This is a genomic window from Streptomyces boncukensis (assembly GCF_011045075.1).
Classification (GTDB): Bacteria; Actinomycetota; Actinomycetes; order Streptomycetales; family Streptomycetaceae; genus Streptomyces; species Streptomyces boncukensis.
In genome coordinates this window covers 1-4,298 of record NZ_JAAKZZ010000572.1, presented here as the reverse complement: position 1 = coordinate 4,298, position 4,298 = coordinate 1, and the positions used below count along the sequence as shown (strand labels likewise).

Here is a 4,298-nt window from a genome sequence, read left to right as displayed (position 1 = left end):
GGCGGGGGCGCTGGCGGGGATCGCCCGGCGTACCGGTGCCGATGAGCTCCTGCTGACCCTCAACACCTACGACCCGGCCGACCGGCTCGACTCCTACCGGCGCCTCGCCCGCGTGGCCGGGCTCACTCCGGTCGCCGCAGCTGCCGCTTGAGCACCTTGCCCATGTCATTGCGGGGCAGCGCCTCCAGGTAGCGGATCTCGCGCGGGCGCTTGTGCGGCGCGAGCTGACTGGCCACCAGGTCCGACAGCTCCTCCCCGTCCGGCGGGCTGAGCGGATCGGCCGGCACCACCCAGGCGACGACGCGCTCGCCGAGGTCGTCGTCGGACTCGCCGGTGACGGCCGCCTCGGCGACGCCCGGGTGGCCGAGCAGCACGTTCTCGATCTCGCCCGCGCCGATCTTGTAGCCGCCGCTCTTGATGAGGTCGGTGGCCTTGCGGCCGATGAGCCGCACATACCCGTCCGCGTCGCATGTCGCCATGTCGCCCGTGCGGAACCAGCCGCCGTCGAACGCCTCCCGGGTCGCGTCCGCCCGGTTGAGGTACTCGGTGAACAGGCTGGGGCCCCGCACCTGGAGTTCGCCGACGGTGTCCGGGGAGTCGTCGGCGATCCGCTCGCCGCTCTCGTCCACCAGCCGTACGTCCACCCGGGGGAGCGGGACCCCGACCGTTCCGGGGCGGGGGGCGCCGTCCACGCGGATGCTTGTGATCATCAGCGTCTCGGTCATGCCGTAGCGCTCGACGATCCGCTGTCCCGTGGCCTTGGTGAGGCGCTCGTGGTCGGGCAGCGGGAGCGCCGCCGAACCGGACACCAGCAGCCGCGCCCCCGCCAGCGCCCGGACGAGCCCGGGGCTGGACTCGCAGGCGGCGGCCAGCCGGTGGTACATCGTCGGCACTCCGAACAGCATGGTGCCGCCGCTCGTCAGCTCCCGGGTGACGCCCTCCGGACTGAAGTGGCCCAGATGGCGCAGGGTGCCGCCCATGCGCAGCGGTCCGAGCACGCCCAGGATCAGTCCGTGCACGTGGAACAGCGGCAGCCCGTGCACCAGGACGTCGTCCGCGGTCCACTGCCAGGCGTCCTCCAGGTCGTCGAGGCACGCGGCCACGGCCCGGCGGGAGAGCACGACGCCCTTGGGGGGCCCGGTCGTTCCCGAGGTGTAGACGACGAGGGCTGCGGCGCCCTCGCCCGGCTCCGGTGGCAGCCCCCAGGGCGCCTCGCCGTCCTCCGCCGCGTCCGGGTCCGGCTCGATGTCCATGCGGGGCACGGCCGCCAGCGGGCCGGGGAGCTCGGCGTCCGGCTCGGCCAGCACCAGCGCGGGGGCGCTGTCGGCGACGACATGCGCCAGCTCCCGCTCGCCGCTCTTCGGGTTGACCGGGACCACGGGAACCCCCGCTACGAGCCCCGCGACGACGCCGACGGCGGTCTCCAGTGTGGGGGTCGCCCACACCGCCACGCGCCCCATGCCCTCGATGCGGGCCGCGAGCACGGCCGCTGCCGAGGCGAGCCGGCGGTAGCTGAGCGAGCGGTCTCCGAAACGGAGGGCCGTCTGCGAGGACTCGGCCTGCAGGGCGGGGAACAGCAGGGACACCCGGACTCCTTCGTGATCTCGGCTCTGAGGCGCAGTCACAGCATCTCACCCAACGAAGGTAAGGAAAGTTTCCTATCTCCCTTGACGTCGAGGGGCAACAACCCTAGCTTTCCCGCAACCGCTCTCTCGCGGGGCGCAGATGACATGTCCCTTACAAGACGCCCATGCGCTGCGCCGCGCTCTCACCCACCCCCCCCACAGAGACAGACGGAGACGGGAGGCAGACCTCCATGCCCCACTACGCGATCACGCGCAGACGGCTCCTGTGGACCGCCCTGGCGGCGGCGCTCGCCGGAGCCCTGCTCTTCGCCCTCACCCCGCAGTTCAGCGCCAGCGCCGGAGAGGGCACGCGCACCGCCCCGGCTCCGGCCGGGTCGCCGGTCGCCTCGCACGGACAGCTCGCGGTGTGCGACACCGAGCTGTGCGACGAGAGCGGGAAGGCTGTCCAGCTGAAGGGCATGAGCTCGCACGGCACCCAGTGGTACGAACAGTGCCTCACCGACGGCTCGCTCGACGCACTGGCGCGCGACTGGGACGCCGACGTCCTGCGCGTCTCCACGTACGTCCAGGAGGGCGGTTACGCGTCCGATCCGGAGAAGTTCACCCGGATCGCCCAGCGGGTCGTCGACCAGGCCATCGAACGCGGCATGTACGCAGTCATCGACTGGCACATGCTCACCCCCGGCGACCCCCGCGCTAACACCGAGCTCGCCAAGAGGTTCTTCACGGAGATGGCGAGCAGGTACGCGGACCAGCCCAACGTCTTCTACGAGATCGCCAACGAGCCCAACGGCGTCTCCTGGTCCGGGATCAAGTCCTACGCCGAGGAGGTGATCCCCGTGGTCCGGCGGCACGACCCGGACGGCATCGTGCTCGTCGGCACCCGCGCCTGGTCCTCGTTCGGCGTCTCCGACGGCGCGGACGAACGCGAGGTCGTCGACAACCCGGTGGACGCGGAAAACGTCATGTACACGTTCCACTTCTACGCTGCCGACCACGGGGACCAGTACCTCAGGACGCTCTCCAGGGCGGCCGACGAACTCCCCGTGTTCGTCACCGAGTTCGGCACCCAGAACGCGGCGGGCGAGGGTGCCGACGACTTCGCGATGTCCCAGCGGTACCTCGATCTGATGGAGCAGAAGGGCATCTCCTGGACCAACTGGAACTTCTCGGACGACTGGCGCTCCGGCGCCGTCTTCAAACCGGGCACCTGTGAGGGCGACACCTGGGAGGGAACCGGCGTCCTGAAGGAGGCCGGTATGTGGATACGGGAGCGCATCAGGAACTGACACCCGTCCGGAACGCACGGCGGTGAGGGGACACGCACACCCGGCGTGTCCCCATCACCGTTCCACCCCGCATGGTGCAGGCGCCCGCGTGCGAGTCCCCACGGGCGCTTGTTTCTGCATGTACACCCGCATGTATATCCGTATATACATCGGATCCGAATCCGCAGAGGTCCTCGGTCAGTCAGATGTAGTGGCCTCGGGGAACAGCGCTGTGAACGCCTCGCTGGAGTCCGACAGCCCGCGCGCGAACGGGGCGTCGAAGTGCCAGACCAGGAAGAGCAGAAAGGCGATCAGCGCGCTGAACAGCCCGGCCAGCAGCAGTTCCCTCCCCGAGCGCTGGATCTGCAGGGCGAAGAGCATCCCCACCGCCACCACGGCGCCCGCAATCAGCCCGAACCACACCACACCCGGCATCGTGGGTTCGGCGCTCGATGCGCGATCGGTACGGGCGGCGTCCGCCTCGGCCACCTGGTCGGCAGCAGCCTGGTACGACTGCGCCTGCTGCGCGGTGGCTGGCTCGTACGCCATCACATGCCGCCGCAGCTCGCTCAGCAGCTCGTCCCCTCGCTTGGTGAGCTCGCCGTGCTCGGTCATGTGATCCCACTCGGTCGTGACGGTGTGCCGTACGTACGCGTTCACGTCCTTGCGCACGCGGTCGCGTTCGTCCGCGGGGTACACCTGCACCCGCTCGCTCACCTCGTGCAGCGCCTGCGCCTCGCGGCTGACCGCGTCGTCGGCCGCGTTCCTGGCCTCCCATACGCCCGCGATGGCCAGCCCCAGAACGATGGCGTAGACAACCCCGATCATCATCGTCATGTACTCGATGACATCCGGGGTCTCGGAGGGGTCGTCGACATCGCCCTTGCGCCGCTGCCGGACGACGACCACGAGCATCACCACCACGCAGGCCACGAACATGCCGAGCGCGAGCACGAGCCATTCAGACAAGAGAGGTCTCCCCCTTTAGGCCCATCTCATGAGAGACAGGTCATTTACAGATCATCATTGGAAAAGGTGAAACAGCCGACTGGGACGTGCCCTGTCTCATCGGCTGGGGCCGGTGCGGCCGCCGGAGTCCCGGCCGCTGCCTGCGGCGCCCGCGCCGCTGCCGCGGGGACGCAGCGCCGCCGCCGCGAGCACGGCGGGGGCGAGGATCAGCAGCGTGCGGGTGACCATCGACATCCCGGCCTGGGGGCTCTGACGGTCCACAGCGGCCCGTGGAGGCACTTCTAGCGGGGTGCTGCGCGACGGCGCAGGGGAGTCCTCAGGAGCCCGTGTACGGGCTGGAGGGGCGCCCACCGGGGGGCGCTGCGGCGCGATGCGTACCGCCGTGGCCGACGGCGCGGGCGATGACGGTGCCGGGCGGGGGACGACGGGGGCCCGGCTGGAAGGCGGCTGGCTGCTGGGCGGCGCTGTTGCCGTG

Annotated in this window: 4 protein-coding genes; 1 reads left to right on the top strand and 3 read right to left on the bottom strand. The window is 70.6% G+C overall.

Annotation, left to right across the window (positions count from 1 at the left end; all coding sequences use genetic code 11):
- Positions 1–122 precede the first annotated feature (122 nt).
- Complete coding sequence (locus tag G5C65_RS32195; protein ID WP_165302583.1) at positions 123–1,586, bottom strand: AMP-binding protein; 1,464 nt, start codon at positions 1,584–1,586, stop codon at positions 123–125.
- A gap of 230 nt (positions 1,587–1,816) precedes the next feature.
- Here G5C65_RS32195 and G5C65_RS32190 point away from each other — a divergent pair, with 230 nt between their 5' ends.
- The gene (locus G5C65_RS32190; RefSeq protein WP_165302582.1) at positions 1,817–2,875 is read left to right on the top strand and encodes a glycoside hydrolase family 5 protein; all 1,059 of its coding nucleotides are present in this window, start codon (positions 1,817–1,819) and stop codon (positions 2,873–2,875) included.
- Between the two features lie 177 nt (positions 2,876–3,052).
- Here G5C65_RS32190 and G5C65_RS32185 read toward each other — a convergent pair whose 3' ends face one another.
- Positions 3,053–3,823 (bottom strand): bestrophin-like domain, encoded by a 771-nt coding sequence (locus tag G5C65_RS32185; protein ID WP_165302581.1) that lies wholly within the window; start codon positions 3,821–3,823, stop codon positions 3,053–3,055.
- A gap of 96 nt (positions 3,824–3,919) precedes the next feature.
- Positions 3,920–4,084, bottom strand: coding sequence for a hypothetical protein (locus G5C65_RS32180; protein ID WP_165302580.1), 165 nt, complete (start codon positions 4,082–4,084; stop codon positions 3,920–3,922).
- Positions 4,085–4,298 lie beyond the last annotated feature (214 nt).